General features: G+C 60.1%; 27 protein-coding genes, 1 tRNA gene and 2 pseudogenes. 14 read left to right on the top strand and 16 right to left on the bottom strand.

Features of this window, described 5'->3' with window-relative positions:
- Nucleotides 1-50 precede the first annotated feature (50 nt).
- Nucleotides 51-149, top strand: a pseudogene (locus ACOQPC_RS15080) (recombinase family protein); the annotation flags it as partial.
- A 124-nt stretch (nucleotides 150-273) separates the two neighbouring features.
- Here the strand turns inward: ACOQPC_RS15080 and ACOQPC_RS15085 are convergent.
- Nucleotides 274-882, bottom strand: coding sequence for a TetR/AcrR family transcriptional regulator (locus tag ACOQPC_RS15085; RefSeq protein ID WP_420606524.1), 609 nt, complete (start codon nucleotides 880-882; stop codon nucleotides 274-276).
- A gap of 65 nt (nucleotides 883-947) precedes the next feature.
- On the opposite strand from ACOQPC_RS15085, the gene ACOQPC_RS15090 reads away from it, so the two are divergent.
- Nucleotides 948-1,418 (top strand): RidA family protein, encoded by a 471-nt coding sequence (locus tag ACOQPC_RS15090; protein WP_420606525.1) that lies wholly within the window; start codon nucleotides 948-950, stop codon nucleotides 1,416-1,418.
- A gap of 160 nt (nucleotides 1,419-1,578) precedes the next feature.
- Here ACOQPC_RS15090 and ACOQPC_RS15095 read toward each other — a convergent pair.
- Together ACOQPC_RS15095 and ACOQPC_RS15100 are read right to left on the bottom strand one after the other, a co-directional pair.
- Nucleotides 1,579-2,160 (bottom strand): annotated as a pseudogene (locus ACOQPC_RS15095) (transposase); the annotation flags it as partial.
- Between the two features lie 177 nt (nucleotides 2,161-2,337).
- Nucleotides 2,338-2,697 carry a winged helix-turn-helix transcriptional regulator gene (locus ACOQPC_RS15100; RefSeq protein WP_420606526.1) on the bottom strand — a complete coding sequence of 120 codons (360 nt, stop codon included), beginning with the start codon at nucleotides 2,695-2,697 and terminating at the stop codon, nucleotides 2,338-2,340.
- 110 nt (nucleotides 2,698-2,807) lie between these two features.
- On the opposite strand from ACOQPC_RS15100, the gene ACOQPC_RS15105 reads away from it, so the two are divergent.
- Nucleotides 2,808-3,818 carry an MBL fold metallo-hydrolase gene (locus ACOQPC_RS15105; RefSeq protein WP_420606527.1) on the top strand — a complete coding sequence of 337 codons (1,011 nt, stop codon included), beginning with the start codon at nucleotides 2,808-2,810 and terminating at the stop codon, nucleotides 3,816-3,818.
- 121 nt (nucleotides 3,819-3,939) lie between these two features.
- Here the strand turns inward: ACOQPC_RS15105 and ACOQPC_RS15110 are convergent, their stop codons facing one another.
- Nucleotides 3,940-4,116 carry a hypothetical protein gene (locus ACOQPC_RS15110; protein WP_420606528.1) on the bottom strand — a complete coding sequence of 59 codons (177 nt, stop codon included), beginning with the start codon at nucleotides 4,114-4,116 and terminating at the stop codon, nucleotides 3,940-3,942.
- A 536-nt stretch (nucleotides 4,117-4,652) separates the two neighbouring features.
- Between ACOQPC_RS15110 and ACOQPC_RS15115 the strand changes: the two genes are divergently transcribed.
- Nucleotides 4,653-5,345 carry a DJ-1/PfpI family protein gene (locus tag ACOQPC_RS15115; RefSeq protein ID WP_420606529.1) on the top strand — a complete coding sequence of 231 codons (693 nt, stop codon included), beginning with the start codon at nucleotides 4,653-4,655 and terminating at the stop codon, nucleotides 5,343-5,345.
- Nucleotides 5,346-5,479: 134 nt separating this feature from the next.
- Here the strand turns inward: ACOQPC_RS15115 and ACOQPC_RS15120 are convergent, their stop codons facing one another.
- Together ACOQPC_RS15120 and ACOQPC_RS15125 are read right to left on the bottom strand one after the other, a co-directional pair.
- Nucleotides 5,480-5,728, bottom strand: coding sequence for a hypothetical protein (locus tag ACOQPC_RS15120; protein ID WP_420606530.1), 249 nt, complete (start codon nucleotides 5,726-5,728; stop codon nucleotides 5,480-5,482).
- A gap of 309 nt (nucleotides 5,729-6,037) precedes the next feature.
- Nucleotides 6,038-6,436 (bottom strand): VOC family protein, encoded by a 399-nt coding sequence (locus ACOQPC_RS15125; RefSeq protein ID WP_420606531.1) that lies wholly within the window; start codon nucleotides 6,434-6,436, stop codon nucleotides 6,038-6,040.
- A gap of 99 nt (nucleotides 6,437-6,535) precedes the next feature.
- Here ACOQPC_RS15125 and ACOQPC_RS15130 point away from each other — a divergent pair, with 99 nt between their 5' ends.
- The 5 genes from ACOQPC_RS15130 to ACOQPC_RS15150 all read left to right on the top strand — a co-directional run bounded on the left by ACOQPC_RS15130 (nucleotide 6,536) and on the right by ACOQPC_RS15150 (nucleotide 9,646).
- Nucleotides 6,536-7,222: a helix-turn-helix transcriptional regulator gene (locus ACOQPC_RS15130; protein WP_420606532.1), complete on the top strand. Its 687-nt coding sequence runs from the start codon at nucleotides 6,536-6,538 to the stop codon at nucleotides 7,220-7,222.
- 479 nt (nucleotides 7,223-7,701) lie between these two features.
- Nucleotides 7,702-8,361, top strand: coding sequence for a TetR/AcrR family transcriptional regulator (locus ACOQPC_RS15135; protein WP_420606533.1), 660 nt, complete (start codon nucleotides 7,702-7,704; stop codon nucleotides 8,359-8,361).
- A gap of 260 nt (nucleotides 8,362-8,621) precedes the next feature.
- Nucleotides 8,622-8,852, top strand: coding sequence for a hypothetical protein (locus ACOQPC_RS15140; protein WP_420606534.1), 231 nt, complete (start codon nucleotides 8,622-8,624; stop codon nucleotides 8,850-8,852).
- A 17-nt stretch (nucleotides 8,853-8,869) separates the two neighbouring features.
- Nucleotides 8,870-9,319, top strand: a complete 450-nt coding sequence (locus tag ACOQPC_RS15145; RefSeq protein WP_420606535.1) for a hypothetical protein — start codon at nucleotides 8,870-8,872, stop codon at nucleotides 9,317-9,319.
- Between the two features lie 93 nt (nucleotides 9,320-9,412).
- Nucleotides 9,413-9,646 carry a hypothetical protein gene (locus ACOQPC_RS15150; protein ID WP_420606536.1) on the top strand — a complete coding sequence of 78 codons (234 nt, stop codon included), beginning with the start codon at nucleotides 9,413-9,415 and terminating at the stop codon, nucleotides 9,644-9,646.
- Nucleotides 9,647-9,828: 182 nt separating this feature from the next.
- On the opposite strand, the gene ACOQPC_RS15155 is transcribed toward ACOQPC_RS15150, so the two are convergent.
- Complete coding sequence (locus ACOQPC_RS15155) at nucleotides 9,829-10,719, bottom strand: hypothetical protein (RefSeq protein ID WP_420606537.1); 891 nt, start codon at nucleotides 10,717-10,719, stop codon at nucleotides 9,829-9,831.
- A gap of 154 nt (nucleotides 10,720-10,873) precedes the next feature.
- Here ACOQPC_RS15155 and ACOQPC_RS15160 point away from each other — a divergent pair, with 154 nt between their 5' ends.
- Both ACOQPC_RS15160 and ACOQPC_RS15165 read left to right on the top strand, forming a co-directional pair.
- The gene (locus tag ACOQPC_RS15160) at nucleotides 10,874-12,331 is read left to right on the top strand and encodes an RES family NAD+ phosphorylase (protein WP_420606538.1); all 1,458 of its coding nucleotides are present in this window, start codon (nucleotides 10,874-10,876) and stop codon (nucleotides 12,329-12,331) included.
- A gap of 347 nt (nucleotides 12,332-12,678) precedes the next feature.
- Nucleotides 12,679-13,431: a helix-turn-helix transcriptional regulator gene (locus tag ACOQPC_RS15165; protein WP_420606539.1), complete on the top strand. Its 753-nt coding sequence runs from the start codon at nucleotides 12,679-12,681 to the stop codon at nucleotides 13,429-13,431.
- Here the strand turns inward: ACOQPC_RS15165 and ACOQPC_RS15170 are convergent.
- Both ACOQPC_RS15170 and ACOQPC_RS15175 read right to left on the bottom strand, forming a co-directional pair.
- Nucleotides 13,428-14,744 carry a tyrosine-type recombinase/integrase gene (locus ACOQPC_RS15170; RefSeq protein WP_420606540.1) on the bottom strand — a complete coding sequence of 439 codons (1,317 nt, stop codon included), beginning with the start codon at nucleotides 14,742-14,744 and terminating at the stop codon, nucleotides 13,428-13,430. The two genes, ACOQPC_RS15165 and ACOQPC_RS15170, sit on opposite strands and share 4 nt — an antisense overlap.
- Nucleotides 14,745-14,902: 158 nt before the next feature.
- Nucleotides 14,903-14,992, bottom strand: a tRNA-Ser gene (locus ACOQPC_RS15175).
- A gap of 80 nt (nucleotides 14,993-15,072) precedes the next feature.
- On the opposite strand from ACOQPC_RS15175, the gene ACOQPC_RS15180 reads away from it, so the two are divergent.
- Nucleotides 15,073-16,248 carry a peptidylprolyl isomerase gene (locus ACOQPC_RS15180; RefSeq protein ID WP_420606541.1) on the top strand — a complete coding sequence of 392 codons (1,176 nt, stop codon included), beginning with the start codon at nucleotides 15,073-15,075 and terminating at the stop codon, nucleotides 16,246-16,248.
- Between the two features lie 294 nt (nucleotides 16,249-16,542).
- Nucleotides 16,543-17,658: an alanine dehydrogenase gene (gene ald, locus ACOQPC_RS15185; protein WP_420606542.1), complete on the top strand. Its 1,116-nt coding sequence runs from the start codon at nucleotides 16,543-16,545 to the stop codon at nucleotides 17,656-17,658.
- A 27-nt stretch (nucleotides 17,659-17,685) separates the two neighbouring features.
- On the opposite strand, the gene rpoN is transcribed toward ald, so the two are convergent.
- The gene (gene rpoN / locus ACOQPC_RS15190) at nucleotides 17,686-19,107 is read right to left on the bottom strand and encodes an RNA polymerase factor sigma-54 (RefSeq protein WP_420606543.1); all 1,422 of its coding nucleotides are present in this window, start codon (nucleotides 19,105-19,107) and stop codon (nucleotides 17,686-17,688) included.
- A gap of 16 nt (nucleotides 19,108-19,123) precedes the next feature.
- A complete protein-coding gene (lptB, locus tag ACOQPC_RS15195; RefSeq protein ID WP_420606544.1) occupies nucleotides 19,124-19,903 on the bottom strand; it encodes an LPS export ABC transporter ATP-binding protein in 780 nt (259 codons plus the stop codon).
- Nucleotides 19,904-20,346: 443 nt separating this feature from the next.
- Between lptB and ACOQPC_RS15200 the strand changes: the two genes are divergently transcribed.
- Nucleotides 20,347-21,933 carry a GMC family oxidoreductase gene (locus tag ACOQPC_RS15200; RefSeq protein ID WP_420606545.1) on the top strand — a complete coding sequence of 529 codons (1,587 nt, stop codon included), beginning with the start codon at nucleotides 20,347-20,349 and terminating at the stop codon, nucleotides 21,931-21,933.
- 144 nt (nucleotides 21,934-22,077) lie between these two features.
- Here the strand turns inward: ACOQPC_RS15200 and ACOQPC_RS15205 are convergent, their stop codons facing one another.
- From ACOQPC_RS15205 to ACOQPC_RS15225, 5 genes are all read right to left on the bottom strand, one after another.
- Nucleotides 22,078-23,415 (bottom strand): ammonium transporter, encoded by a 1,338-nt coding sequence (locus ACOQPC_RS15205; RefSeq protein WP_420608164.1) that lies wholly within the window; start codon nucleotides 23,413-23,415, stop codon nucleotides 22,078-22,080.
- Nucleotides 23,416-23,444: 29 nt separating this feature from the next.
- Nucleotides 23,445-23,783, bottom strand: coding sequence for a P-II family nitrogen regulator (locus ACOQPC_RS15210; RefSeq protein WP_420606546.1), 339 nt, complete (start codon nucleotides 23,781-23,783; stop codon nucleotides 23,445-23,447).
- Nucleotides 23,784-23,947: 164 nt separating this feature from the next.
- Nucleotides 23,948-24,649 (bottom strand): endonuclease/exonuclease/phosphatase family protein, encoded by a 702-nt coding sequence (locus tag ACOQPC_RS15215; RefSeq protein ID WP_420606547.1) that lies wholly within the window; start codon nucleotides 24,647-24,649, stop codon nucleotides 23,948-23,950.
- Nucleotides 24,646-24,879, bottom strand: coding sequence for a DUF2007 domain-containing protein (locus tag ACOQPC_RS15220; RefSeq protein ID WP_420606548.1), 234 nt, complete (start codon nucleotides 24,877-24,879; stop codon nucleotides 24,646-24,648). The genes ACOQPC_RS15215 and ACOQPC_RS15220 overlap by 4 nt, the downstream gene beginning before the upstream one ends.
- The gene (locus tag ACOQPC_RS15225; protein WP_420606549.1) at nucleotides 24,879-25,418 is read right to left on the bottom strand and encodes a DUF924 family protein; all 540 of its coding nucleotides are present in this window, start codon (nucleotides 25,416-25,418) and stop codon (nucleotides 24,879-24,881) included. The genes ACOQPC_RS15220 and ACOQPC_RS15225 overlap by 1 nt, the downstream gene beginning before the upstream one ends.
- Nucleotides 25,419-25,775 lie beyond the last annotated feature (357 nt).

The raw sequence follows: 25,775 nt of genomic DNA on the forward strand, positions 1-25,775 counted from the left end.
GCTGCCTTTGAATCACATAACCACACCCATGGGAATCCTTTTAATAGGTCCTGAGCCTAACTGGCTACACGCGCGTGTCCTCGACCGATGATCGCCAGACGGTCGACCTGCAGCGCGACGCGCTGGTCGCAGCCGGAGTCGACTGCCGCTAACCGATGATAGTAGTTTTCAACTATTTCTTTCTGCTGCCTGCAATTTCTATTCATTCCATAAGCTGCATTGATTAGAACTGGGAATGCGAGGTCAGAATTGGAGTAATTTAAGGCGGCAAGTTTAACCTGCCAGAAAGCCTTCGGCCATGAGCCGGAAGGCTTCGATCGCCTTCGGTAGGACAATGTGCGGTTCGTCGCTGGCGGCAACCCATAGGGCGGCGTTGAATGCCGCACCGCTTAAAAGACGTGACGCGGCCTCTACGTCAATCGGCTTCATGACACCCTTGGCAATCAAATTGGCGACTGCGCGCTGAGTAATGCTTAGGCATGCATTTTGGCTGGGCCAGTTCGAAGGGTCACCTAAGAAAGAAGGCCCATCGAGCAAGACGATCTGCCGGACCTCGGGGTCGAGAGCCATCCCAATATATGCTTCGCCTTCAGCCAGCAGTGCCTCCCAAGGGGTAGCCAGTGCTGCTCCCGCCTCTTGGGCGAGCGCGGCCATTTCACTATCGATCTTTGCAACGACTGCAGCCAGCAATCCCTTTTTGTCACCGAAGCCATGATAAAGGGCGCCGCGAGTAAGGCCGACCTTAGCGGTGAGATCGTCCATCGACGCGGCCGCAAAGCCTGATGCTGTGAACGCCTTGCGCGCAGCGCCGATCAGCTTGACGCGGTTTTCCTCCATCGTTTCGGCGCGACGTTTTGCAGCCAAAGCAACCTCCTGTTTCACATACGCGGCGTATGTAGCCTTGACAAACAGTAAGCAGTGGGGCCTTACATACGTGGCGTATGTGAATGCTCTGGTTTCGCCGCAATGTCCAGCAACGCTGGTTGGAGGCGTTCACCTCATATGAAAAGGAAGATGATATGGCACAGTTTGAAGCGGTGTTTCCTGCAGACCGACATAACCTTTACGAAACGTACCGGTATTCGGCGGCTGTGCGGTCCGACAACCTACTGTTTGTGTCGGGACAGGTTGGCAGCCGCGCGGATGGTTCGCCCGAACCCGATTTAGAAGCGCAGGTTCGTCTGGCCTTCGCTAATCTAGAAGCCACGCTGCTCGCTGGTGGATGCGGACTCGACGACATCGTTGATGTGACGACGTTCCATACTGACCCAGAGATACAATTCGAAACCATGCTAGCGGTAAAAGACGAGATATTTAAGAGCGCACCGTACCCGAATTGGACAGCGCTTGGGGTCAACTGGCTAGCTGGCTTCGATTTCGAGATCAAGGTGATCGCACGTGTACCAGACAAAGCGTGATAGGCCATGCCTGCGGCCGCGGATAAGGCGCTATGAAGGGTCAAAATGATCCGTAAGCGTGGCCTGTGGGCCGCAGCTTAGACGGCCTCGGCGATGAGTTCTTCAATTGACGGCTGCCAGTTCCCGGACATGAGCTGATTACAGCGGGAGGCGGGCCTGTCCGCACCCGGCTTGGTTCGGCCGTCCGCACCCGGCTTGGTGCAGACGGCCGATCGACTAGCCCCTCTGGCCCGCCGGCGCGGTATCGGCCATACCAGCGTCCGCTCGGCAGGCAAGTGCGACGGGTCGACCAGCATGATGACCTCCAGCTTCTCTGTTGCGGGATACCTCATGCGTCGTCGCCCCCATCCGCCAGTATGCTTTTTTTAAGCAGACGGTACTCCAGCGTCAGGTGGGCGACACATTTGTTCAGGTCGCGGGGCTCACGGCAACGGTCCTTCACTTCGTCTGTGGTTGCAGCTCGCGCCGTATCTCCCGCCAAGCGACGCTTACCCTTCACTGCTCGCCATGCCCCCGGCATCGCTGCGCCGCTCAGTCCATGAACTCCTTGGACCATGTATAATACAAGCTTTGGGCGATGCTTTTCGTGCGGCATAACTGGGCAATGCTGTCGTCGCCGGGCAGGCCTTCCAGCACCACACGGATCTTGTCCTCGGCTGAGAAGTGCCGACGGGTCGCTCGCCGGATGTCTTCTACCACCTTTTACGGCGGTCGCTTTAGGCTTTGGGGATTTGGGTCTCATCTTCGTTCCTTCGTCACTACGACGAGATCCAAATCCTCCTTAATTTATAACCGCAAACCTTTGCCATTGGTGCTGACGGCCGACAGGCTCCGGGAAGATGAACCAAACTCTTTCACGATGCCTTAGTTATGAGAGCCCGACCTCTTTCAATGCAATCCGGATTCTTTCAGGTCTTTCCTAGCCGGTCATTTTTAGAGCATGTTCCTCCACCCATTTATCCAATTCCACGATGACCGGACTTAATGTCCACCCTAATTTAGTAAGCGAATATTCGACACGGGGCGGAACCTCTCGGTAGCTTTTTCGCGCTACAATCCCGTGCTCTTCAAGGCGACGAAGAGTTTGAGTAAGCATTTTCTCAGATATCCCGCTCACACGGCGGCGCAACGCTCCTGTCCTTTGTGTTTCTTCACTCAGCGCATGAATAATCAGCAAAGCCCATTTTTCAGCAAGGATGCCGAGCACCTTACGTGCGGGGCAATCGACGAGAAATACATCACACTCGATATTTCGGAACGGCTGGTCGATATTTTCCATACTTACCCCTAGGTTGGTACTAGCGCTCAAAACTTGTACACCACATTTCAGGTTTCTCGATTTTGTTCAACCAGCGCGATTATTCGCGCGTCCAAGCCGAAAGAGACCCGATGAGAGCCAAAAACTTAAGAATCGCCATCATGGCGCTTGCCCTGTCGCCGTCCGCTCCAACCAACCCGGTCGCAGCGCAAGTGCCAGCAGAGAGACCGGCAAATTTTGTACGTGTGAAGCTAGGCGCCTTCGTAGTTACAGTACTATCAGATGGCACCACCTCCATACCTTTTGATGAACTTCTAATGGGAATTTCCCCGCAGAAAATTAAGCAAGTCTTTGGCGAAGCCGGAGAAAAACCTGACCGCAGCACCTCGATTAATGCTTTTCTAATTGACACTGGCGAGCGGCGTATTTTGATCGATACTGGAGCTGGTACCTTGTTCGGTAAATGCTGCGGCCGGCTACCTGAAACTTTGGCTTCGGCCGGATATGAGCCGGACCAGATCGATGCAGTCCTGCTAACTCATGTACATGGCGATCATTCCGGCGGCCTGGTGAACCAAGGAAAAAGAGTTTTTCCCAACGCTGAGATTTATCTCGATAAGGTGGAAAGCGACTTTTGGATGAGTGATGTTGAGCGTGACCACGCTGAGGCTAGGCACAAAAAGATGTTTAAGGAGGGGCGCGCAGCGCTCGCACCGTATCAAGCCGCTGGCAAAGTCCGTCTCTTTAGGGGGCGCACCCAATTGTTTCCTGGCATCACCGCTATACCCGCGCCCGGCCATACGCCTGGACACAGCTTTTATGAGATCGAAAGTGAGGGGCACGTCCTGAGGGTCGTTGGTGATATTGTGCATGCCGAAGAGGTTCAACTGACCAAGCCCGCAGCCACGATTACATATGACATCAATCCCGCACAAGCTGCTAAAACGAGAAAAACGGCGCTTGCTGAACTTGCACGATCACATCAGCTTGTCGCTGCTGACCACATTTCGTTTCCAGGGTTAGGGCACTTCGTGAAAACGAGTGACGGGTATCGTTGGGCCGCTTTACCTTATGATGCGGGAGTGGAACAGGTCGGGAAACGATCCCCTTTGCTAATCTTTTGCGGTATTTTTGATCAGTAGAACCTGTCTCTTAGGCGGCGTGGACAAATTTTAGCCAGTATTTTGCTGATGCGATGTGGATCATGGATAGGAAGCTCTCGGCTAGTTGGTCGTAGCGGGTAGCGATGGCGCGATTGATTTTTCAGGTGATCGCTGAAGCGTTCATACGGTTGAGTTGCTTGTAGAGCGCCCAGGCATGGTCGATCTTAACGCGGCGGTTCGACCGGCCTGGAATGACTGGCTGGATGTTGCGGCTGGCGAGATCAGCCCGGATGGTATCGGCAGCATATACCTTGTTGGCCAAGAGCGCCTTGGACATTCTTGCCGGCAAGGCGATCAGTGGGTTGTAGGCCTTGCAATTCGCCGCTTCACAAGCCGTCAGGTGAGAGGCGAGCGTTCGTCCACGGGACTTGGCTAGACAGTGAAGTTTACTGGTTAACCCCCCCGCGAGCGGCCAACAGCGCGTCGATGAGGCCCCTTTGCCGCCCGCCGCCGAAACATGGGTGCGAACCATAGGGCTGTCGATGCTGTGTCGGCCGCTGCACCACCGCAAGATCGCCGCCTGAACTTCAAAACCCCAGACGAGGCCCACACTCCGCTAATGTACGACCCGAGTTGTGCCAAATGTTCTGACGACGGACAGTTCAAAATCATTTTTCCAAGAGGGCGGAACATCGATTGATAGGGAAGCGAAGGCGCCCCGAAGGCCGCGCACAAATTATTGAGGCCGTGCTACCATTGGCATCGCTGGATGAGTGACTTTGTGGCAGCAGTAGCCGACCCCATAATCGGTCGTTCCCTATCATTCGTGATTGATCTACAAGCTGCCATTCCGATCGATTGCGGGTATAGAATGTGGATCACCTGACCGTCGCATTTGTATTGTTTCCGAATGTTACTCAACTTGATCTGACCGGTCCGGTTCAGGTGCTTTCGCGCCTCGGGAACGCCAAAATCGAACTGGTCGCCCATTCTCTCGAACCGGTGCCGACAGACGCGGGTTTTTCGATCATGCCGACGACAACATTCGAGGAGTGTGTTTCGCCTGACATCGTGTGTGTGCCTGGAGGTGAAGAAGCAGATGATGCTATGGAAGACAAAGCGATCTTATCATGGATTCGAACAGCGAACATCTCCGCCGATTGGACAACCAGCGTTTGCACCGGATCGTTAGTATTGGGAGCGGCAGGCCTGTTAAAAGGAAAGCGCGCCACCTGCCATTGGGCCTCGCTCAGCTTTCTCGAACATTTTGGTGCTATCCCGGCTCAACAACGGGTTGTTTTCGATGGCCGAATTGTCACAGGCGGGGGTGTGACTGCTGGCATTGACTTCGCGCTACAGCTCGTCGCCGCAATCCATGGGGAAGATCATGCAAAGCTGATCCAGCTTTCGTTAGAGTATGACCCGGCGCCTCCATTTCAGAATGGTTCTCCGGTTACTGCCGAACCATCAGTGCTGCGTGCTTTCCACGAGTTGACCGAGGTAAATCAAACGCGCCGTGAAAAACGAGTAAAGGCCGCTGCGATGATGCAAACCGGGCGGTATTAGCTGCCATTCCATTTCCCATCCAATTTTCTGACTTTGCTGCTTACTTCCTGAAGCATAGCTCAATGCGTGAGGCGGTCTGGCGTGAATCATTAAATGAAGCTCTGCCCAGCGGTGTCGGACGGGGTTCTTTAGGCTCAGTCGCCGTTGCTCTTGCGACCGCGCGACCAGATGAGGCTGTAGCCATTGGGGCATTTAAACAGGATGACGCAAACCATCAGCGTCATCGCGAGATTTAGGGCGAAGGCCTGTGTGATGGACAGATCTTGCAGCGTGTTTCGTCTCCTGTTTTGGGAGCGGAGACCATCCCAGCTCAACAGGCGCCAAGTCTCCAGGCGGCGGCCGCGATCACCGTGGACGGCGCAGCCGGTAACGGCCGCACGCACATGTGTAGCGGACCCTTAACCGGTTGAACGCAATAGACCGCTGACCGGACCAAGGATCAGCGCTTCGAGACCGCGGTGGTATTCGTTATCTGCAGGAACGGCCGTTAATGTCAGATACTGCCATTGCTTCACGGCCGGAAATTGGGACTTTTAGGACCGTCCATTTTTCACGTGGGCGTCTAAATTGCTGACCTTGATAAAGGTGGCGCGATCCGCACGATTTTCCCTCATTGAGCGTTTGGCGGATTTGGAAGCGGTTATTCTAAAACACGAATACGGCAACGTCTGGCCTAACGATGTCCTTCGATGTTAACGCGCGCCGAAACGCGCCTTGGCTTCGTTGGTGAAGGGTTCGTATAGTGAGACGGCGGTTCCTTCGGGGTCGCGAAATTGGAACGTCCTGTTGCCCCAAGGCATGGTCATCATGTCATGGATTAGGGCAACCTTGTCCTTTAACCGGCCAAAGTCCTTGTCAATGTCTTCAACCTGGAACTCGATGCAAGCGGTGCGGTTCGCACCGGGTTCGGCACTTCCTTCTTTCCACTGGGAAACGGTTTCCGCAGCCCCGATGGCGAGGGTCGCACCAGACGTCACGATTTCGGCGAATACAGGTGCGAGCCATTCCGCCTGCTGCCCTGTGACCATTTCGTAGAATGCGACCATGGTCTTGATGTCAGCCGCAATGATGCGAACGGAAGCGAGCTTCATGTAATTGTCCTTCTAATCTGCCGCAAATTGATGCTGCTTGCTGAAGTGCTTGTCGCATAAGGCTGCTGCCACCATTGTGGCAGCAGGAGACACAAAGCGATGCGCCGTGCCGATCGCCTTTTTCAGATCATACAAATCCTTCGTCGGTCGACTCGGCCTGTGACGGCGGTCGCGCTCGCGGAGGAACTCGAAGTTTCGAAGCGCACGGTCTATCGAGACGTCGCCGACCTGATCGGGCAGCGCGTTCCTGTCGAGGGGGAAGCGGGCTTTGGTTACGTGCTCGGCGCGGGTTACGACATGCCGCCGCTCATGCTGACGCCCGATGAAGTGGAGGCGGTTGTGCTCGGCGCGCAATGGGTGGCGAATCGTGCTGACAAGGTGCTGGCTAACGCGGCGCTTGACGTCGTTGCCAAGCTTGCCGCCGTTCTTCCCGAGCACCTGCGCATTTTCGTGGCCGAGCCCAGCGTTGGCGCTGAACCCTCGCTTGAGGTCCAAGAGGAAGATATCGATTCTTCGATGATTAGATCGGCGATCCGCAGTGGCGAGGGGATACTGATGCGCTATCGCAGCGAAGCTGGCGAGGAAACCGAGCGGACGATATGGCCGGTGCTCCTCGGCTATGCCGAAACCAGCCAATTGCTGATCGCATGGTGCGAATTGCGTGGGGATTTTCGGCACTTCCGGATTGAACGGATCATGCAAATGGAGACGCTCAGTGAAGGCATTGGAATAAATCAACGTGAATTGCGGCGCCGCTGGGGAAGGTGGAGGGCGGAGCATCTTTAATGCGGTTAACGTCTGACCGTAAACGTCAGTTTGCTAATTATTTCTTATCCCAAATTCCATTCGTTGACCCTGCGCGAGAACCGCCGCTATCGAAATGCCCAAGTTGGTCTTTGCTCGTCCGCCTTGTCCGGCGTCAGAACATTTGGCACAGATGGCTGCCTAAATTAGCGGAGCGTGGGCCTCGTCTGGGCTTTGTCATTTAGGCGGCGATGCGACTGCTCGACCAGCCTTATGACCTCCAGCTGCTCGGTTGCGGGATACCTCATCCGTCATCGCCCCCATCCGCCAGTATGCTTTTTTTAAGCAGACGGTTCTCTAACGTCAGGTCGGCGACACAGGCTTCCAAGGTGGCCATTTGCGCCAGTTACAACCATCATTGCTTACTACTATCGGCGATATCAATAATCAGATAGCAACGGAAATCATCGGTATCAAGTTGCGAGTAGCGCCGCTAACGCGCTCCGTGCTATCTGGCGCTTATGTCCAAGACTCATAACTCTACCCGAATTACCAACGCTCGGGAACGAATCCTTAGTGCCGCGCTTGCGCTGCTGACCGAAGGGGGACGGGACGCGCTGACGACACGCGCCGTGGCTGAGGCGGCGGATGTGCAGGCACCGATAATCTATCGTCTGTTCGGCGACAAAGCCGGATTGCTCGACGCCGCTGCCGAATATGGATTGGCGTTGTATGTAGCGGACAAGTCAGCGCATACGCTGGCGACCGATCCTCTCACAGACCTGCGCGAAAGCTGGGACCGGCATATCGCATTCGGCCTCGCGAATCCGGCCCTGTTCGCGATAACGAGCGGCGAGTTACGGCAGGGACCATCTTCACCAGCAGCGGCAGCGGGCATGGAGACTCTGCGCAGCAGGGTTAGCCGAATTGCACGCTCCGGCCTGCTTAAAGTATCGCAAGAGCGTGCCGTATCGCTTCTCCATGCCATTGGCACCGGCGCAATCCTTACCCTACTCAACACGCCCGAAGACGAACGTGATCTCGATCTTGCAATCGCAGCGCGGGAGGCCGCGATCGCCGCAATCACAAACGGCGAAGCAGCGACGGAAAAAAGCGCCGCCACTTCAGCGACAACGCTTAAAGCTCAGCCGCTAGATGAAACTGTCCTCCAACGCATTTGAAATGCAATCAAATGCGGTAGGTAGGCCAGGGTAAAAATGCGCACCTTAGGACTTGGCCAAAAGGCCGAGAAGCAGCCCACCCCATGACAGAATTTGCCAGTCGGAAATCTGCACGAAACACGCACAAGACAACGACTTGCCGAATCTAGTTTTATGGCGCCTACATGCTAATGTCGTTAAGTTGCGACGAGGCAGTGGTCGACCACGTTGCTAGTCGCCGATAAAGTGCTGTCACGTCAATTGAGGGGGGGGCGATAGCTATGACGATCGCAGAATCGCTGCGCATTAAGTACGGCCTGGATCGCTTGCCGACCAATCCGGAAATCGCTGAGTGGCGACGGGTCACCGAGAATCTCATCCGCGAGGGCGAGCCGGCCGAGAAGGCAGGGGACTTGGCGGCGCAATACAATTTGCCCGGCTACAAGACACACGTCTTCAAAACGGAGGCGGATAGCATCGAGGCGTTGCTGCGGGCGCTGGCGCAAAAGTGACTCCTTGTGAGCAGGGAATGATGATTGCCGGGGTGTTCGTGCCACAGGTCATTCTGTTAGCGCTGGCCGGTCTTTTCGGCGCCAGCATTCCAGTGCTGCTTGGCCGGTTCGTGCTCAGTCAGAAGGATCGCAACGACAACGATCAGAAGCGATACGAGAATTCTCGGCAGCTGCTCGCCGACAGCGCAACCAATGCCACTGCATTGCAGGCCGCGCTAGGCAAGGCGCTAAAGAAGGCAAATCCGGGCGTCGACGACGTCGTTACAATCATGAACGCTGGCGCTGCCTATTTCGCCAATTTGCAAAGCATGGCGCAGGCAATCTTGGACGGTCGAGTATCGGAAAGCACACGAACTCAATCGCTCGTGCCCCGGATCGTTGATGCAATGGAGAAGAGCCTGCCGGCCTATTACGACGCGCTGACGCGTTTGTCCGAAGGTCGGAATTCCTTTTGCTGGCGAGTTTAATGAAGAGAACTACGCCGAGCTTTTCTAAGTAGCTAAACAATTTGATCACACTGCTTGGTTGCGCATTCGTCAGAAGCTAGCGGAGGCCAAATCGTGAACTTCGCCCTCAAGTTGAAAGTAAAATTCGGGCTCCGCTCCGACCCTACGTCGGAGCAAATCGCAGTTTGGTCTCAAGATGTGCTCGCCCGGATCGAACGCGGCGAGGACCCCGAGGAAGTCGCGCGTGAGGCCGCCTTTGCCCATTTTGAAGGCGTCGATCAGTGCCTCTACGCGTCCGAAGCTGACAACATCTTGGCCCTGTTGAAAGCTTTGGCTGCCAAAGACTGATCGCCACGAACATGGGAACGTTGATCAAACCAAGCTTGGCGCCGCCAGCATTTTCGTTCATGAATCAAGTCCAACGGACCGCTAAGCGTCAGCTTTTGGCGATGGACCTGCCGTGAAACCGCCGTGCGGGACGGCCCCAACTTTCGTCCCTCAAAGCCGCAAGAACTGACGGTCGCTTTTAACTACACCGACGTGCCGAACGGCGACTTTCTTACGGGCGCAACTGGCATGGCATCCGCTGCCTCGGCGAGCAGGTAGTTGATATAGCTGCGCGTGAGATTGCAGTAGAGATGCGCTTCCTTGAGTGTGGGAGACACGTCGGCGGCCAATTGGGTGCCGTGGCGCACGCCGCCGCCGGTGGGCGACGAGAGAAAGCCGTGCATCTTGGTCATCCAGCCCAAGGCCTCGGCGAGCGGGCCGCCGCGGTGGTGATTGCGCAGGTTGCGGACGATTTCGTTGAAATACTTGCCCTCGATGGTGCCGGTCCCGGTATCTAGTCCCTGGAAGGCAGTGGCGACCGTCTCCAGCAGCCAAAGGATTTCTTGGACCGCCGGTCGCGGCCGCTGCTCGAGAAGCAGCCGGTCCGCTTGATCGAGTGATGCGTGGATCAATTCTACGGCCTGCTCGGCAATGGATCGCTGCGGCGTTAGGACCGGAATCGGGATTTGAGGATTGCGAGGCATGAGGCCGGGCGGCCGCACTTCAAAGGGCGCGCCGTGGTCGAACAATATCTTGTTTATGATGTCGACGTCGGGCAGGCCGATAGTGGGATGTTCGCGATGGACTTGCTCGCAGCCGTCCCAGAATGCCGCGATGAAGGTCGCGGCATTGTCGGCGGAGTTGCTCATGGCGTTCTGGAGATCGCCTATCGCCCAGCTTTCGTTGGAGCTCCAGCTGGCGCCGCCATTGAACTTCGCCTTGAAGAGCTCGAGGATTTCCCAACTAGACTCGGCCTGCGCCGCGATAGTGTGGATGAGCGAGTTGAAGGCATTTACGCCCTGTTGATCCAGTTCGCCTGGCGATCCGAAACGCCATTTTGCCGGTATGTTAAGACTCACGGGCGGGACCTTCAAGGTAAGCTGACTTCAGGAGGCAGTGCCGGCATGATCATGCGCGAGACTGATGAACGCCTTCAATGCAGCAGACAGATTGCGGCCGCTAGGATAATAGGTGGCAAGCGGCGCCAGCGACGGCGTTCAATCTTCCAAAACCCATACCAGGTGGTCGATGACTGACGATGACGAGGAGCGTGTTGTATGCGCCGATTGCGTGGGCAATGCCTATCTCAAGGCAGAAATCACCGCGTGCGGCGACGAACGCGAGTGTTCTTTTTGCGAGCATGAAGGCTTTGTCATACCTGTTGCTGAGTTGGCTCAGAAGGTTGGGACCGCCTTTGAGACCCACTATTTCCGAACCTTCAATCAGCCAGATGCATTCCAGTCCGCTATGCTTGGCGACCGCGAGAGTTCCTACGAATGGGAGCGCGAGGGCGAACCGGTTGTAGAAGCGATACAGGAAGCTGCCTCGATCGACGATGCGGTCGCGCAGGAAATCCTGGATATTCTCGCGGATGAGCACGGGGATTGGGACTACCAGGCGGCCGACGGAGAGTGTGAATTTGATCCGGACAGCTATTATGACCGGAAGGGGCCTAATGACATCGAGTTCCAGCTCGAATGGCGCAATCTAGAGCGGTCTCTGAAGGGCGAGACACGCTATTTCAACAAGGTCGCAGAATCCTTCCTGGATCGCATCTTCACCGGGATCGATGGCTATGGCACGCGCGACGGACGCGGGGTGATCCGCCACGCCGGGCCTTTGACACAGCTAGAGCGCTTTAGCCGAGCACGCGTGTTCCATTCCGATTTGAAGCTAGGTCCCGCGCTTGAGCGGCCCGATCGAGACCTCGGACCGCCGCCTCCCAGTATCGCTCTCGGGGGCCGCATGAACGCCCATGGCGTCTCCTTATTCTATGGCGCGACCAGCGACGAGGCCGCTCTGTCCGAGGTCCGGCCACCCGTCGGCAGTCGCGCCCTGGTCGGCAAGTTCGATGTGATCAGACCGCTGCGCCTTCTTGATGTCGACGCGCTCCAATCGGTCTATGTCGAGGGCAGCATTTTCGATCCTGACTACATGGGGCGTCTCGAGCTTGCAAAGTTCATGGGGAGTCTCAGCGCGCGGATGACGATGCCGGTGATGCCCGAAGATGAACCGGCTGAGTATTTGATCACCCAAGTCATCGCGGACTATCTGGCGGCAAATGAGGCGCTGAACATCGACGGGCTGCTATATCCCTCGGTGCAGCAGCGCGGTGGTCATCAGAATGTGGTGCTGTTCCGACGCGCCTCTCGGGTCAAGAACGTCGATTTGCCGGAAGGCTCGACCGTCTCAGCGATGCTCGGCTCCTTCGACGAAGACGGTCCGTCTCCGTACTACTGGGTCTCGGAAGAGGTGCCACCTCCCGAACCGCCGAAGCCTGCGCCAGGTGGCACCTTTTGGCCGCCGCGCTACCTTGATCCCTTTGCCGAGCCGGACGACGATCGCCAACCAGCGCTGGCGGTCGCCATCGACACTCTGCAGGTCCATCATGTCGAGAGGATCAAGATTAAGACGGAGACATTCGATGTGCGCAGATATCGGAGGGAAAAGCGCCCCTCCAAGCTAGGCGGTGCCCCTGACTTTTGACGGCGATGCCGTGACTCGGAAGTTCCTCCTGCTTGTGAATGGCAGGTCTGGGCATGAGCCGGCGTTCAGCGGTTAGGCCGGGAACGACGGCTTCGTCGCAGAGGCGGCCTTTCAGTCCATGCGACAGCATAGTCCGCTTTTTGGGACATCGTTGGTCAAGGGTGAATGACAGGGATTAGGGCGCGAAGCTGCCGTCGATGCTATGCTGAACGAATGGCAGCTTTCGGGGGCGCAGCTCGACCGTCGGAATGACCGGGATTAGAGCGCAAAGCTGACGTATATTGCCTTAACCGGATCGGAAGCATGTAGCACTACCATTGCGGTCGCAAACAGCCGGAGCGCACAAATTGATCGAACTTTGGTCGCCATACGACGGCAGGCAAGATTTCGCCTCTGTCGGCCGCATATCTCTGATCAAGGCGTTCGCAAATGTGGTCCGACTTCGGCTCAATATCGAGCCACACGAACTATCGTCAATCTTCGCCGCGCCGTCCGACGACGCAGAAAACGACTGTGGGAAGGATCTCGTAGGGGTCCAGGCCCACTATCTTGTCGACGATTTCCTGTCCGGTGCTGTCACCTCATTTGCTCGCCCAATCGGGGGCGGTGACGTTGTTACCATGCTGGCCAAGATGTGGGAGCTGGACGATTATATGCCGCGCTTCGCTACTGGCGCACTTAATTTAGAACGCTGGTCAGACCCCGATGCAAAGCCAACGCATCATATTTTTGTCGATAAACAGCAGTTCGAGCAGTTTCTGATGAGTTTGCCTGCTGACGATGAATTGTCGGATTATCAGCTGCAGTGCTTAGCCGACCGTCGCCTTGCGATCATGCAGGGTCAGCAGAATGAGCGGGCCTCGGGCGACCCTTCTTTGGATGTGAACGGCGTTGTTGGGCTATCGGCAACTTCCAGTGTCCAGGACCGGCTGCTTGAGATGCAAAGCATTATCGCACTCTGCGGCTGCCAAAAGAGTAAGATCTACGCCATGATAAAGGGGGGCGAGTTCCCCCAGCAGGTGAGCGTGGGCGGAAAATCCTTGTGGTCGGAAAAGGAAATCAATCAGTGGGTCGAGCAACATAAGGACAAGCGCCCCTAAGCCCTTCTCTTACGTCTCGGGCTATGGATGATGGCATTGGGGTCTGCGGCACCCTCCATGATCAGCTTTGCCCATTCCTCTGCCAGCTCTCGCCGCCGCGGCATGTATTTTGCCCGGTTGTAACGGAACTCGCTCTCGGACATTCCTGCCGGCACATGTGCCAACATCAGATCGATGATCAAGCGGTCGCCGATCACGCGAATATCCTGGCCGAGCTCGATGCCGATGGCCTCATTCATGATGGTGGAGAAGCTGGAGCGCCAGCCATGCGGCACATGGCGGCCCTTGTAACCCTCACGGTTGTACAGATATCCCACCGCGTTCTCGCTCATCGGCTGCAGACCGGAGGTGATAGCTGGGAAGATGTAGGGGCACTTACCGGTCAGGCGGTGTGCCGCTCGCAACGTTTCTACAGCAGCCTGGCTGAGCGGCACGCGATGATCGTAGTCGTCGTCCTGCCGCTGATCCGCCTCCAGCTTCATCTTTTCCGCCGGCACCACCCAGACAGCGGCGCTGCTGTCGCTATCGGGCGATGCAAAATCGATGCCGTGAATATCGGCCCATTCGGCATGGCGAACCATGCCAGGACGTTGAGCAACCAGCGCCAGAAAGCGTGACGCCAGCCGGGTGACGGGCGACGCCCCGGCATCATCGATCACCGCGAGGAACCGCCGGATATCATCCACATCGGTAATGGCCGGATAGCGCTTGGCTTTGGGCACCTTCTTCATCGCCTCGCCGACGTCGGTGGCAGGGTTCTCGCACTTGATCCCCATGCCTCTGGCAAACTTGTATACGGACCGCACACGCTGCTTAAGCCTGTGGGCGCTTTCGATCGCGCCGCGATCCTGCACCTTGTAAAGCACCGCGAGCAGCAACTGGGTGTCGATGTCCTCCAGCAGGAGATGTCCAATATCAGGGAACAGATCGCGCTCCATGCTCCGCATTACATCCTGCGCATGGACCGGCTTCCACACATCGACCTGCTGCGCATGCCAACGGCGCGCGATCGTCTCGAAACTGTAGTCCGAGCTCATGTCGCCCAGCAGCCGCTTCTTTGCGACGCCGTGTTTAGGGTTGCGGCCATCCTTCAGCAGCTTGCGCGCATTCTCCATCGCTTCGCGCGCATCGCTCAGTCCCACGTTCGGAAACGCGCCGATCACAAGCAGCTGCTCCTTGCCGTCGAAACGGTATTTGTAGCGAAAGCTCTTATGCCCCTTGGCACTCACATGCAGGAACAGACTGTTCCGGTCGGCAAGCTTGTAGGCCTTGTCGCGCGGCTTGGCCGTCCGCACCTGTCTGTCCGTCAGCATCCGCTACCCCCACTCTGATTATTGCGATACCCCGGATCTACCCCTAATCGACATGGATTGATGCGGAAACCGGTGGACGACAATCGAATCGAAATCGGCGCAAACGTCAAGGGTTGCGCGGGTTTGCGGATGAGTATGGATTGATCTGGAAAGAGAGGTGGCGGAGCGGGTGGGATTCGAACCCACGAAAGAGTTGCCCCTTTACACACTTTCCAGGCGTGCGCCTTCGACCACTCGGCCACCGCTCCGCATATCCGGCTGGAAGGCGCTGCCTCTAATCGCTCGGGGCATCTTTCGCAAGGCGCGGCTTTGTGGCAGGCTTGCGCGCATGATCAAACTTGCCGCCACCCGCGCTCTCCTCGCCGCCGCCTTGTGCGCGCTCGCCTTTCCGCCGCTGGCCGCCTCCGCGCAGGACGAGCCGTCCGCCTATCCGTCGCCGAACGAGATCGTGACGCGAGCGCCCGCGTCCGAATGGGTACGGATCGCGCCCGAGGACCTGCTGGTGATGGACCTCGCGCCGGACCGCGACAACCAACCCCGCCGCGTCGTCATCCAGCTGATGCCGCCGCCGTTTGACCAAGGCTGGATCGGCAATATCCGCAAGCTGGCGGCGGCGCACTGGTGGGATGGCACCAGCGTCAACCGCGTGCAGGACAATTACGTCGTGCAATGGGGCGATGCGACCGAGCAGAAGCCGCTGCCCGAGGGTTTGGCGACGGTGCCGGAGAGCGATTATATTGTAAGCGCCGAAATACTGTCGCAGGCACACGGACTTTCCGCAGCCGATCGTGCACGTATCGATGATATCACCGACAAAGCGCGCAGGTCGGGTGGAAGCAAAGTTGAGCAGCTTGCAGAGGCTTTGACCGCGCTTGGTCCGATCCCGTCGGCTGCATCAAAAGAAGCAGATCGTATTGCGATGATCTCTATTGCTTCGACCAGTACTGTCGACGCGCCTCAGGGCTGGCACGAACGTGATAGCTATGCGTCATGGGTGGAGTTTTGGAATGGCTGGCCGCTTGCGAACAGCGACGCCGACGGCTCCAAATTCTGGCCCGTCCATTGCTACGGCATGGTCGGCGTCGGCCGCGATCTCTCGCCCGACACGGGGACGGGGGCCGAGCTCTACACCGTGATCGGGCAGGCACCGCGCCATCTCGACCGCAATATTGCGCTGGTCGGACGGGTGATCGAGGGCATGGAACATCTCTCCAGCCTGCCGCGCGGGACCGGCGATCTCGGCTTTTACGAGGACCCGGCGCAGCGTGTGCCTATCGTTTCGGTGCGCTTGGCTTCAGAAATGCCGGAGGCTGCACCGGCCTCAAGCAGCGAAGCGCTAGGCCAGCTAAAACGCCCCAGACTCGAATATCTCTCGACCGAAGGCCCCACCTTCGCGGCTTACGCCGATGCGCGGGCCAACCGGCGCGATCCCTTCTTCAACGTGCCCGCGGGCGGCGCGGACATCTGCAACATCCCCGTTCCGGTGCGACGCGTGGCGCCATAAGCGAGCGCCGGCTCCCGTCTCGAGCGGAGCCGCCCGCGTCCGATCGTCCGATCGGGCGGCGTGAGAAAATCCTGTCCTACATCGAACAAATGTGGAACAAGGGCGCATCATGCCGCATTCCTTTTCCTGCCGAAATGGTCAGACAGCGGAGCTGGCATCCCCGCTTATTGCGAATCGAATTTTAAAAATTGCGGGATTCGCGACAAGTTTGACAAGCTAAGGCCGTCGCATCGCATCTTTCGCCCGCGCTTCGGGACGGCTAGAGGGCGGTGATCACATCATCAGGAGCTTTCCATGCGCGTCGGTACCGTCCGGGAAATCAAGAACCACGAATATCGCGTCGGCCTGACGCCCGAAAGCGCGCGCGAACTGGTCGCGCACGGGGCCGAGGTGATGGTCGAGACCAAGGCGGGCGAAGGGATCGGCTCGCACGACCATGAATATGAGGCGGCGGGCGCGACCATCGTGGCCGACGCGAAGACCGTGTTCGCCGAGGCGGAGATGGTGGTAAAGGTCAAGGAACCGCAGCCGGCCGAGCGCGCCATGCTGCGCGAGGGGCAGGTGTTGTTCACCTATCTCCACCTCGCGCCCGATCCCGAGCAGACCAAAGACCTCGTCGCGAGCAAGGCCACCTGCATCGCCTACGAGACGGTGACCGACGCCAACGGCCAGCTGCCGCTCCTCAAACCCATGAGCCAGGTGGCGGGCCGCATGTCGGTGCAGGCCGGCGCGAGCGCGCTGGAAAAGGCGCATGGCGGACGCGGCGTGCTCTTGGGCGGCGTGCCCGGCGTGGCGCCCGCCAACGTCACCATCATCGGCGGCGGCGTGGTCGGTTTCAACGCGGCGCAGATGGCCGCCGGTCTCGGCGCGCAGGTGACGATCCTGGACCGCGACCCCGAGGTGCTGGAACGGCTCGGCAATTATTTCGAGGCGCGCGCCGTCACGCGTTTCTCCAACCGGGCGAACCTCGCCGAATGCGTGGCTCAGGCGGACCTCGTCATCGGCGCGGTGCTGATCCCGGGCGGCACCGCGCCCAAGCTGGTGACGCGCGCCATGCTGAAGACGATGCAGCCCGGCGCGGTGCTGGTCGACGTCGCAATCGACCAGGGCGGCTGTTTCGAGACGAGCAAGGCGACCACCCATGACGACCCGACCTATATGGTCGACGGCGTGGTGCATTATTGCGTCGCCAATATGCCCGGTGCCGTCGCGCGCACCAGCACCTATGCGCTGAACAACGTCACGCTTCCGCACGCGCTGAAGATCGCCGAACTCGGCTGGCGGGAGGCGCTGCGCCGGAACCCGCATCTCGCCGAAGGACTGAATGTGTGGAACGGTTCGGTCACCTATCAGGCGGTCGCCGAGGATCTGGGCTATGATTATGTGCCGGTGGAAAGGGCGCTCGCCTGAATGACCCGGCCGGCGGAACGGGCGGGCTCATAACCCCTCCATCTTCTTCTGCCGCCGCCGCTGCACCGACGAACCATGGCCCATCGCCTCGCGATATTTGGCCACCGTGCGGCGCGCGATGTCGAAGCCGCGTTCCTTGAGCAGTTCGGCCAGCCGGTCGTCGGAGAGGATGGCCTTGGCGTCCTCGGCATCGATCAGCTTGCCGATATGGCTCTTCACCGCCTCCGCGCTGGCCGCCTCGCCGTCGTCGCCCGACGCCACGCCGCTGGAAAAGAAATATTTGAGCTCGTATACACCGCGGTGGCAGGCGAGATATTTGTTGCTCGTGACGCGGCTGACGGTGGATTCGTGCATGGCGATATCCTCCGCCACCTCGCGCAAGGTGAGCGGGCGCAAGGCGGTCACGCCCTTACGAAAGAAGGCCTCCTGGCGCTTGAGGATCGCACTCGACACTTTGATAATGGTGCGCTGGCGCTGGTCGAGTGCCTTGATCAGCCAATGCGCCTCGGCCAGGCATTCGCCGATCCAGCTCCTGGTCGCCTTGTCCGCGCCCGCTTCCAGATCGGCCTGATATTGCCGGTCGACCAGCAGCCGCGGCAGGTTGGCCTCGTTGAGCTCGACCCGCCAGCCCTCGTCGCGTTCGCGCACGAAGATGTCCGGGACAACCGGCGGCAGCGTCTCGCTGTCGAAGCGGCAACCGGGCTTGGGATCGTACTCGCGCAGTTCGGCGACCATCTCGGCGAAATCCTCGTCGTCGACCTGACACAAGCGCTTCAATCGCGCGAAATCGCCCTTCGCCAGCAGATCGAGATGGTCGATCAGCCTGGCCATGCACGGATCGTAGCGGTCCGCCTCGCGCGCCTGGACCGCGAGGCATTCGGCCAGATCGCGCGCGCCGACACCGGTCGGATCGAACATCTGCACGGTCCCGAGCACCCGCTCGACCTCCCTCTCGTCGATCCCGAGCCGCGCGGCGATGACCGAGACCTTCTCGCCGAGATAGCCGCACGGGTCGATCTGCTCGATCAGCGCCAGCGCGATGCGGCAATCGGTCCCGTTGAAAGAGGTGTGCGCCTGCGCGGCAAGATGCTCGTGCAGCGTCGCATCGGGCGAGGCCATGCGGTCGAAATCCGGCCCTTCGCCCGGCTCGGACGATGGCAGCGATCCGCCCGCGCCGGGCGAGGAATAGCTGTCGATCCGCTCGCCGCGCGCCTCGACCGGGTCCACGCCCTCGTCCGCGCGCGCCTCGGCCGGAGCATCGGCGGCAGGGCGCTCCTGCTCATTGCCGCCGCTTTCGCTCGCCAGCAGCGGATTGCGCTCCAGCGCGTCGTTCAGATAGGCCTCGACCTCGAGATTGGACAGCGCCAGCAGCTTGATCGCCTGCTGCAGCTGCGGCGTCATCACCAGCGATTGGGACTGGCGTAAATCTAGCCTCGGTCCCAAGCTCATTGGTCGATATCAGCACTCATAAAGCAAAACTCTCGCCCAGATAGAGGCGGCGGACATTGGGGTCGGCGACCAGATCCTCGGGCGACCCGGCGAACAGTACGCGACCATCGTAGATGATACAGGCGCGATCGACGATTTCCAGCGTTTCGCGCACATTATGGTCGGTGATCAGCACGCCGATGTCGCGCTGCTTGAGGTCGGCGACCAGATCGCGGATGTCGGCGATCGAGATCGGGTCGATCCCGGCAAACGGCTCGTCGAGCAGCATGATCGAGGGTTCGGCGGCCAACGCGCGCGCGATCTCGCAGCGCCGCCGCTCGCCGCCCGACAGCGCCATGGCGGCGGAATCGCGCAAGCCCGTCAGCCCGAACTCGCTCAGCAATTGCTCGAGCCGCGCCTCGCGCGCCGGCTTGCTCGGCTCGACCATCTCGAGCACCGTCAGGATGTTCTTTTCCACCGTCATGCCCCGGAAGATCGAGGTTTCCTGCGGCAGATAGCCGATCCCCAGCACCGCCCGGCGATACATCGGCAGGCCGGTGATATTCTCGCCGTCGAGCACGATGCGGCCGCTGTCCGGGCGCACCAGCCCCATGATCGAATAGAAGCAGGTGGTCTTGCCCGCGCCATTGGGGCCGAGCAGCCCGACCACTTCGCCGCGCGCCACCGACAGCGAAATGTCCGAAAGTACCTGCCGCTTGTCATAGCTTTTGGCGATCGAGACCACCGCCAGACCGCTGTCGAGCGCGTCGTCGGCCATCGCGGCCTCCGGACGGACGGCGGTGCTGATATCATCCATGCGGGTCTGCGTCCTTGCGGCGGGTTGCCGGACCCCGCTTAGTCGCGGCTGCAACCAAGGGCAATTGGCGAGTCGCGGCCAGACGGCTCGACCAATGGATCGTGGAGGAAAAGGCAAGCATAGCATCCGGCATGTGGATGCGCGGCCGCTTGTTCAAGGTTTTAAGGCCAAAACCTGGGTGGAGAGCGAAAATTCAAAGTGAGGCGCGACCCAAGGTCGTAGCCGCTGTCCTACATCGCTACCGACCTGTATAGTAGCGTCATGCCCGCGCACCGCTCCGTTCCGACATCATTCGCAATAAGCCTTGCCGGGGGAGGAAAAGGGGCTCCCCATATAGCGCCTTTTGGAAACTTCCATTCGCAACAGGCACCGTGCGGCGCGAATCGCGCTTCGATTGCCTTGGGCGGCGGCATCGACAAACCCGCCCGGCGAGAGGAGCCCGCATGAACGAATTCGACGTCATCATCGTCGGCGGCGGATCGGCCGGCAGCGCGATCGCCGGACGGCTGAGCGCCGATCCATCGCTGAGCATCTGCCTGGTCGAGGCGGGCGGGACCAACGACGACTGGCGCGTGAAGACGCCCGGCATGATGCCGTTCCTGCCCGAGCACACCAACTGGTTCTACTCGACCATCCCGCAAAAGGGGCTGAACGGTCGCATGGGCCACCAGCCGCGCGGCAAGGGCATGGGCGGCTCCTCGGCGATCAACGCGATGCTCTATATCCGCGGCAACGCCTGGGACTATGACAATTGGGCCGCGATGGGTTGCACCGGCTGGGCCTATGACGATGTGCTCCCGTATTTCAAACGCAGCGAATCGAACGAGCGCGGAGAAAGCGAATATCACGGGGGCGACGGGCCGCTCTCGGTGTCGGACCAGCATTCGGTCAATCCCGGCAGCCGCGCGTTCGTGGCGAGCGCGGCGCGTCTGCAACTGCCGCGCAACGAGGATTTCAACGGCGCGAACCAGACCGGCTTCGGCATCTACCAGACCACCACCAAAAGCGGCGAGCGCTGGACCGCGTCGCGCGCCTATGTCGATCCGGTGAAGGCGCGCGCCAATCTGCATGTGATGACCGGCTGCCTCACCGAAAAGCTGATCGTCGAGGACGGGCATGTCCGCGGCGTGCGGATCGGCCGCAAGGGCCACAGCGAAACGCTGCACGCGCGCGGCGCGGTGGTGCTCTCGGCGGGCGCGTTCGGAAGCCCACAGATCCTGCAGCTGTCTGGCATCGGCCCGGCCGAGCATCTCCGCCATCACGGCATCGACGTGGTGCTGGACAAGCCGTCGGTCGGTGCAAACCTGCAGGACCATGTCGATTATGTCGCCAGCTTCGAGACGCAATCGAAGGATTTCATCGGCGATTCGTTGGCGGGCACGCTGCGCATGGCCAAGGCGATGATCGAGCATCGGCTGCGCCGCACCGGCATAATGACCACGCCTTATGCCGAGGCGGGCGGCTTCTGGTCGCGCGACCCGCAAGCGCCCGCGCCGCAAATCCAGTTTCATTTCGTGCCCGCGATGCTGGAGGATCATGGCCGCGAAAAGGTGAAGGGCCACGGCTTTTCCTGCCATGCCTGCGTGCTGCGGCCCGAAAGCCGGGGCAGCGTGCGCCTGAAATCGAACGAGCCGGGCGACATGCCCGCGATCGACCCGGCGTTCCTGAAGGACGCGCGCGACGTCGCACTGCTGCGCGCCGGCGTGCGGCAGATGTACCGCATTTTCGATGCGCCGCCACTCAGCGATTATCGGCCGAAGGATCGCCATCCCGTCGATCTGAACGACGACGATGCGCTCGACCGGATCATGCGCGACCGATCGGACACCGTCTACCACCCCGTCGGCAGCTGCGCGATGGGGCCGGAGGACAGCGACGTGCTGACCCCACGCCTCAAATTCCGCGGGCTGGAGGGGCTGTATGTCGCCGATGCCTCGGTCATGCCCAGGATCGTCAGCGGCAACACCAACGCCCCCTCGATCATGATCGGCGAACGCTGCGCGGACTTTCTGGCGGAGGATTTGCGGTAGCGCCTCCCCTCCCGCTGGCGGGGGGGGCCGGGGGCGGGCGTGAAAAAAAGGCCGGCGCATTGCAGCGCCGGCCAGTCGTCGTTCGCAGGAGGAACGCTGGTTTGGCGACGCGGACGGAGAGGGTGATCCGCGCCGCCAAGCTCTTCAATAATTATAGGCGCGCTCGCCATGTTCGCCGAGGTCGAGCCCTTCGCGCTCGACCTCTTCGCTAACGCGCAGGCCGGTCAGCATCTTGGCGACATAAAAGGCGATGGCCGCGGCCACCGCCGCCCAGACCACGGCAATCGCGACCGCAATGATCTGGATCACCAGCTGGCCGCCGAGATTGTAATCGTCCGCGCCGGGGCCGCCCAGCGCGGGCAGCATGGTGACGGCGGTGCCGATCGAGCCGATGATGCCGCCGATGCCGTGGATGCCGAACGCGTCGAGCGAATCGTCGAGCTTCAGCTTGGGCTTCACCGAGACCACGAACCAGGCGCACATGATCGCCGCCAGCGCGCCGAGCAGGATCGCACCGAACGGGCCGCTATTGCCGGCTGCCGGGGTCACCGCGACGAGGCCCGCGATCGCGCCCGAACAGGCGCCGAGCAGCGAGCCCTTATGCCCCATCATCCGCTCGGTCAGCATCCAGAACAACACGCCCGCTGCGGTGGCGACGAAGGTGTTGATGAGCGCCAGGCCGGCGGACCCGTTCGCTTCCAGCGCGGAGCCCGCGTTGAAGCCGAACCAGCCGACCCAGAGCAGGCCGGTGCCGATCAGCGTCATGGTGAGCGAGTGCGGCGCCATGATGTCCTTCTTGTAGCCCAGCCGCGGCCCCAGGATCAGCGCGCCGACCAGCGCCGAGACACCGGCGTTGATGTGCACCACCGTGCCGCCCGCGAAATCGAGCGCGCCCATCTCGAAGATCAGCCCGCCGGTCGCCCACACCATATGCGCGATCGGGAAGTAGGAGAGCGTCAGCCAGATCGCGGCGAAGATCATCAGCGCGCTGAACTTCAGCCGCTCGACCAGCCCGCCAACCACCAGGCTCACGGTGATCGCCGCGAACGTCATCTGGAAGGCGATGAACACATATTCGGGGATCTTGAACCCATCCGAGAAGGTGGCCGCGGTGGAATCCGCATCGGTCTGCGCCAGAAACAGATTGCCCCAGCTGAAAAACGCATTGCCTTCCGGCCCGAACGCGGTGGAATAGCCCCAGACGCACCAGATGATCATGGCGAGGCTCGCTACCGCGATGATCTGCGTCAGCACCGACAGCATGTTCTTGGTGCGCACCAGGCCGCCGTAGAACAGCGCGAGGCCGGGCACGATCATTGCCATCACGAGCACGGTGGCGGTCATCATCCAGGCGGTGTCGCCCTTGTCGACCACGGCGGCGACCGCTTCGGCGGCGACGGGTGATTGCAGGCCGGTGGCGAAGGCCGGACCGGCGGTGAGCACGGCACCAGCCGCCGCGAGCTTGGGTAAAATCTTGAGCATCTTGGCCCCCTTGATGTCCTGAAGGTCGGTCACAGCGCGGCGTCCGCGGTTTCGCCGGTGCGGATGCGCACGGCGCTCTCGATCGGCACGACGAAGATCTTGCCGTCGCCGATCGATCCCGAACCGGCGCTGTCCTGCAGCGTTTCGACCACGCGCGGTGCCAGATCGTCCGAACAGGCGATCTCGATCTTCACCTTGGGCACGAAGCTGATCGCATATTCGGCGCCGCGATAGGTTTCGGTATGGCCGTTCTGCCGCCCGAAGCCCTTCACCTCGGTGATGGTCATGCCGGAAATGCCGATCTCGGTCAGCGCCTCGCGCACCGCGTCGAGCTTATGCGGTTTGATGATGGCGATACATAATTTCACAGTGATGCCCCCTATTGCTGCATCGCACGCATTCGGAAGCGATATTTCGCTTCGATCCATGCGTGCCGGAAGCAGGAGGCTATCAAGTGATGCTGCAGTGCACAAGACGCTTTTGCAATTTTGTTACTAAAGCTTCGTCTCAATGGCAGTTTTCGGTCGAAATCCTAGCGATTGTGCAATTTCAGGTCGGCCCATACCGGCAGATGGTCCGATCCTGCCCGCAGCGCAACATCATCCAGCGTCCCGCATCCGTCGCACTGCAGCTCATGGCTGGCGATGATCCGGTCGAGCCGAGTCACGGGCCGGCGGCTGTGGAAGCTCTTGGGCGTATCGAGCAGCCGGAAATGCCGGTGGCCCGTGAATTCGCTGAGGCAGCCGCGTTCGGACCATTGGTTGAGATCGCCCATCAGCACCGTGGGCATCGCTTCGGTGCATCTGTCCAGATGCGCGATCACGCACCGCACCTGCCGCCGTCGCCACAGCCCCGACAAATCGAGATGCATGCCGACGACGCGCAGCGGCTGTCCGTCGATCTCGACCTCGGCGAGCACCGCGCCGCGCGGCTCCAGCGTGGGCAGGTCGAGCGGGCGGGCGCTGCGGACCTGATGGCCCTTCCGCACCAGCACCGCATTGCCGTGCCACCCCATTCCGCCCGGGCGGATGTGCAAGGCCGCGGCCTCATATCCGGCCTCTGCCAGCAATTTTTCGGGCAGCACGCTCTGCCGCGCGCCGAAACGCTTGTCCGCCTCCTGCAATGTCACGACGTCTGCGTCGAGCTGCGCCAACGCGCGGCAGATGCGCGCCGGATCGAGCTTGCGGTCGGTGCCGATCCCTTTGTGGATATTATAGCTGGCGACCCGGATCATACATCCCTGCTCCTGTCGCTGACATCCGTCTCCCCGCCGCCGAGCAGATCTCGCGCATCGTCGATATCTTCCTCCGCTACCATCAGCCGCGCGGGCGTCATCATGCCGAGTCCCAGGCTGGCCATGCCGCCGTCGAACACGAAGCTTTGGATCCCCTCCGACGCCAGCCTGAGCCGCGCCAGATCGGCGGCCATGCGGTCGGGATATCGCGCGATCCGGACGAGCCCCATCAGGCGCGCCAGTCCTCGATCGCCTGCAATTCCGCCGCCGAGCTTTCACGCCCCAGCACCGGATTGCGATGCGGGAAGCGGCCGAAGCGTCGGATCAGGTCGCGGTGACGTTCGGCGAAAGCGATATTGTCGTCCAGCCCGGCGGCGCGGAACAGCTCGACCGAGCGGTCCTGATCATCGCTCCGTTCGCTGTGCATGAACGGCATGTAAAGGAACGATTTGCGTGCATCGTCGAGCTGCTCGTCATAGCCCATGTCGATCGCCTGCCGCGCGATTCCCAGCGCCTGACCGTCGGTGGAAAAGGCCTCGGCCTCCTCGCGGAACATGTTGCGCGGGAACTGGTCGAACAGGATGACGGCCGCCAGCGCCTGGCGCGGCCCGACAAGAAAAAACATCGGCGCTTCGGCTTTCAACTCCTCCCACAAGGGGCAGAAGCGCTCGCGAATCTCGCCGTCAAGCTGCGGACGCGGCGCAAACCAGTGCGCAGGCCCGACATGGTCGAACCAGAAATGCAATATATCGTCGGCCCAAGGTTTCATGGCGTGCTTCTCCCGTGAAAGCGCTCAACTCCGGAAGGTCGCATTGGTCCCGGCACGGGGGGCCAGAAATTCGGGTGAAGCGAGTTGTGGCAGCGATGAAACGAGCGGCGAGAAAAGGTCGGTGAGAGCGCCATCACGCGCATCATATCGACAGCGGCCGATGTAGGACAGCGATAAGGTTTTCCTATTCGCGGGTCTGAAACAGTGGCGGTCGAGGAAAACGCGACCCTGCAACAAAACCATCATGTACAAAAAACAACGTCATTCCGGGCTTGACCCGGAATCCAGGGCGAGATGGAACTGCCACTGGGCCCTGGATCCCGGATCAAGTCCGGGATGACGGTAGTTTTTTCGGAG

The organism is Novosphingopyxis sp., from assembly GCF_965218915.1.
In the GTDB taxonomy this organism is placed as follows: domain Bacteria; phylum Pseudomonadota; class Alphaproteobacteria; order Sphingomonadales; family Sphingomonadaceae; genus Novosphingopyxis.